The organism is Kosakonia sp. 1610, from assembly GCF_050435845.1.
GTDB lineage: Bacteria > Pseudomonadota > Gammaproteobacteria > Enterobacterales > Enterobacteriaceae > Kosakonia > Kosakonia cowanii.
In genome coordinates this window covers 1-4,323 of record NZ_JBNDKZ010000025.1, presented here as the reverse complement: position 1 = coordinate 4,323, position 4,323 = coordinate 1, and the positions used below count along the sequence as shown (strand labels likewise).

The 4,323-nt window shown below is 51.0% G+C and carries 4 protein-coding genes, 4 tRNA genes and 1 rRNA gene; 1 reads left to right on the top strand and 8 read right to left on the bottom strand.

The window, feature by feature from the left end; all coding sequences use genetic code 11:
• From ABIC80_RS24455 to ABIC80_RS24435, 5 genes are all read right to left on the bottom strand, one after another.
• Positions 1–182, bottom strand: a 182-nt coding sequence (locus ABIC80_RS24455; protein ID WP_023994387.1) for a GTP-binding protein, incomplete at its 3' end; no start/stop codon positions are given.
• 114 nt (positions 183–296) lie between these two features.
• Positions 297–372 (bottom strand) — tRNA-Thr (locus ABIC80_RS24450).
• Positions 373–377: 5 nt separating this feature from the next.
• Positions 378–452 (bottom strand) — tRNA-Gly (locus tag ABIC80_RS24445).
• 111 nt (positions 453–563) lie between these two features.
• Positions 564–648, bottom strand: a tRNA-Tyr gene (locus ABIC80_RS24440).
• A gap of 8 nt (positions 649–656) precedes the next feature.
• Positions 657–732, bottom strand: a tRNA-Thr gene (locus tag ABIC80_RS24435).
• Between the two features lie 411 nt (positions 733–1,143).
• Here ABIC80_RS24435 and coaA point away from each other — a divergent pair.
• Positions 1,144–2,094 (top strand): type I pantothenate kinase, encoded by a 951-nt coding sequence (gene coaA / locus ABIC80_RS24430; RefSeq protein WP_034812588.1) that lies wholly within the window; start codon positions 1,144–1,146, stop codon positions 2,092–2,094.
• 31 nt (positions 2,095–2,125) lie between these two features.
• Here the strand turns inward: coaA and birA are convergent, their stop codons facing one another.
• The 3 genes from birA to rrf all read right to left on the bottom strand — a co-directional run.
• Positions 2,126–3,088 (bottom strand): bifunctional biotin--[acetyl-CoA-carboxylase] ligase/biotin operon repressor BirA, encoded by a 963-nt coding sequence (birA, locus tag ABIC80_RS24425; RefSeq protein WP_429178877.1) that lies wholly within the window; start codon positions 3,086–3,088, stop codon positions 2,126–2,128.
• Positions 3,085–4,113, bottom strand: coding sequence for a UDP-N-acetylmuramate dehydrogenase (gene murB / locus ABIC80_RS24420; RefSeq protein ID WP_429178875.1), 1,029 nt, complete (start codon positions 4,111–4,113; stop codon positions 3,085–3,087). The genes birA and murB overlap by 4 nt, the downstream gene beginning before the upstream one ends.
• 127 nt (positions 4,114–4,240) lie before the next feature.
• A 5S ribosomal RNA gene (gene rrf / locus ABIC80_RS24415) occupies positions 4,241–4,323 on the bottom strand; the annotation flags it as partial.

Genomic DNA, 4,323 nt, shown 5'->3' with positions numbered 1-4,323 from the left:
ATACCACGAGCTTTTTCTTCCGGCGCGTTATCGATCTGGTCGAATGCGCGAGCAGCACCGCCGTAGGTCTTAGCCAGTACGGTAGTGATTGCAGCAGTCAGCGTTGTTTTACCATGGTCAACGTGGCCGATAGTACCGACGTTAACGTGCGGTTTTGTACGTTCAAACTTTTCTTTAGACATCGATTGTCCCTCTAAGACACGGATAAATCGGTGATATCACCACATCAACCAGGCAACATGCCCGACTCGTTGAATGCTAAATAACAGAAGAGAAACCAGGAAGGAGAAGTGAAGTGGTGCTGATACCCAGAGTCGAACTGGGGACCTCACCCTTACCAAGGGTGCGCTCTACCAACTGAGCCATATCAGCACGTCTGGAGCGGGCAGCGGGAATCGAACCCGCATCATCAGCTTGGAAGGCTGAGGTAATAGCCATTATACGATGCCCGCATCCTGAAACTCGGCTACCCAGTGCTTCTGTATTGCCGGGAGAAGATTCTCTCCCTGAGAGCTGATTCACTACTGACACCAACTCAGGTTACGTTTTAGCGTAACCGAAAATGGTGGTGGGGGAAGGATTCGAACCTTCGAAGTCTGTGACGGCAGATTTACAGTCTGCTCCCTTTGGCCGCTCGGGAACCCCACCGGACTTGATGGTGCCGACTACCGGAATCGAACTGGTGACCTACTGATTACAAGTCAGTTGCTCTACCTACTGAGCTAAGTCGGCATCAAGTAGCGCGCATTCTAGGGAGACCTGCGGAGGGATGCAACAAAAAAATTGCACAAAATGCTCTATCGCTCACATTTTGCACGACAACACGAATAAATGCTGTAATTTCATGCAACACCGTGGAAAAAACCACCATTTCTGCTCGCGAATTGGGTGCGCCAGAAGGTCCACTCGTCCCCTTTGATTACATTGCCTGTTTAAGGATCCATCTTAATAGGCATGAGCGATGTGTGGGAAACACTCTCCGGGGCGTGATTTTTCATATTATTCACTGTCATCTGGTGTTAACCTCCTGCCCATTGTTCCCACTTATTTAATAACGCCGAGCCATAGCATTATCTAAAGAGATGCTCTCGTTGCGCGCCGCCGGGCGCACCGCAGAGAGCCATGGCAGGCTGATAAAAGCGTATGAGTAAAAAAGAGCAAACGTTAATGACGCCCTACCTACAGTTTAATCGCAGCCAGTGGGCTGCCCTTCGTGCTTCGGTTCCTATGACCCTGACCGAGGGCGAAATCGCGAGATTAAAAGGCATTAATGAAGACCTTTCTTTAGAAGAAGTGGCGGAAATTTATCTCCCTCTTTCCCGTTTACTCAATTTCTATATCAGCTCCAACTTGCGCCGTCAGGCCGTGCTTGAACAATTCCTTGGCACTAATGGGCAGCGCATTCCTTATATCATCAGCATTGCCGGAAGCGTGGCGGTAGGTAAAAGCACCACGGCACGTGTGCTGCAAGCTTTGTTGAGCCGCTGGCCCGAGCATCGTCGCGTTGAACTCATTACTACCGATGGTTTTTTGCATCCAAACCAGGTGTTGAAAGATCGTGGTCTGATGAAGAAGAAGGGCTTTCCGCAATCCTATGATATGCATCGCCTTGTGAAATTCGTGTCAGATATCAAATCAGGGGTGACCAATGTCACCGCGCCGGTCTATTCGCACCTGATATATGATGTCATTCCGGATGGCGACAAGACGGTTGCTCAGCCCGATATTCTGATTCTTGAAGGGTTGAATGTGCTGCAAAGCGGTATGGATTATCCTCATGACCCGCATCATGTATTTGTCTCTGACTTTGTCGATTTTTCAATATATGTCGACGCGCCTGAAGAGCTGCTGCAGAACTGGTATATCAATCGCTTCCTGAAATTCCGTGAAGGCGCTTTTACCAATCCCGATTCTTATTTCCATAACTATGCGAAATTATCGAAAGAGGAAGCCGTCGAGATTGCGCAATCGCTGTGGAAAGAAATTAACGGATTAAATCTTAAAGAAAATATCCTTCCAACGCGCGAGCGAGCAAGCCTGATTATGACCAAAAGCGCTAATCATGCTGTTGAAGAAGTGCGTCTGCGTAAGTAATAAAAAAGGGAGCATCTCTGCTCCCTTGAAGTTATTCCGCGCTGCGTAGCGATATTTCCCCACCAACCCAGGGTTTAACTACGCCATCCTGCTCGAGCAACAAAGCCCCCTGCGAATCGATGCCGCGAGAGATACCGAAGATCTCTTTCTCGCCAATAATCAATTTAACCGGACGGTTAATAAAATTATCCAGCACTTCCCAGCGGCTAAGAAAAGGCGTGAGCCCCTCTTGTTCAAAGCAGTGCAGAGCGCTACGTAACTCAGTGATAAGCCGTGCAGCAAGAACGTTGCGGTCGATACGCACGCCCGCTTCCTGCAGGTTAATCCAGCCCTGATTGATATCACCCGCCTGCGCATTACGCATGGCCAGATTGATACCGGCGCCGATTACGATCTGCGCTGCATCGCCTGTTTTCCCTGTCAATTCAACGAGGATACCGGCAAGTTTGCGATCGTTAAGATAAAGATCGTTAGGCCATTTAACGCGCACCTGGTCAGCACCTAAGTCGCGTAGTACTTCAGTCATGACGATGCCAATAACCAGGCTTAAGCCGATAGCGGCAGCGGGGCCTTGTTCAAGACGCCAGTACATGGAGATATAGAGATTGGCCCCAAAGGGCGACACCCATTTCCGGCCACGGCGTCCACGGCCTGCCTGCTGATACTCAGCGACACAGGCATCGCCTGACTGCAATCCGGTAAGACGATCGAGCAAATACTGGTTAGTGGAGTCAATGACAGGCAATACAGCTACACTGCCTTGCGCAACTTCACGACGAATGAATGTCTCATCCAACAGTTGAATAGGTTCAGGAAGGCTGTAGCCCTTCCCCGGCACGGTAAACACATCCACACCCCAGTCCCGGAGCGTCTGTATATGTTTATTAATTGCAGCCCGGCTCATACCCAGGCTCTCGCCAAGCTGTTCACCGGAGTGAAACTCGCCGTCAGCCAGAAGCGAGATAAGCGTCAATGGGATAGTATTATCTTTCACGCAATAACCTCCACGGCATTCACCTCACCGGCATGGCCAATAAAGCGCACCTCTGGCTCCAGCCAGACGTTAAATTTTTCGCCGACGCGCTGGCGCACTAAATGGGCAAGCTGAACCACATCATCACTTGTCGCCCGATCTGCATTAATGAGCACCAGAGCCTGTAAGTGATGAACGGCAGCACCGCCTGTTGATGTCCCTTTCAACTGACATTGATCGATAAGCCAACCGGCGGCCAGTTTTACCGAGCCATCGGCCTGTGGATAATGGGGAGCATGAGGATGAGCAGCCAGCAGAGCAGCCGCCTGTTCAGCCGTGATCACCGGATTTTTGAAGAAGCTACCCGCGTTACCATACACTTTTGGGTCCGGCAGTTTGCTGGTACGCATATGACAGACGGCATCGAAGACCTGCTGCGGTGTTACTGTCGCAGGATCAAGCCTGGTCAGGTCCCCATAGGTGAGTACCGGTTGCCACGCTTTAGCAAGACGCAACCCTACGGCAGTGATCGCAACGCGATCCTGATACTCATGCTTGAATATGCTGTCGCGGTAGCCGAAACGGCACTCTTTTGCGCTTAACCGCTGTTGTTTGCCACTGCTTAGCTCAACGCAGTCGACATAATCGCAGACACGCTGCAGCTCAACGCCATACGCCCCGATATTCTGGATAGGTGAGGATCCCGTGCAGCCTGGGATCAGCGCGAGATTTTCCAGACCCGGCATTTCGCGTTCAAGCGTGAATTGCACAAGCTGATGCCAGTTCTCACCGGCGCCAACATGCAGAAGCCATGCATCAGCCTCGTCACTAATCGTGATGCCTTTGATGCGATTGATGATGACGGTTCCGGCAAAATCCTCCAGGAAAAGCACATTACTGCCCTCTCCAAGGATTAGCACCGGTTGCTGCTGCTCTACTGCACTCTGCCAGGCTTCCAGCAGTTGTTGGGTATTCTCGGCGCATACGATGCGACGGGCATTATGCTCGATACCAAAGGTATTCCACGGCTTAAGGGAGAGATTCATTCACGCTATCCTGATGCAAAAACAGGGCTAGTTTACCGTATACGAAGGGGGAGTGCTTGCGGTGTTTCAGGAAGATACAACGCAAAAAGCCTCATGCTTTCGCATGAGGCTTTCGGCTTAATTTGATGCCTGGCAGTTCCCTACTCTCGCATGGGGAGACCCCACACTACCATCGGCGCTACGGCGTTTCACTTCTGAGTTCGGCATGGG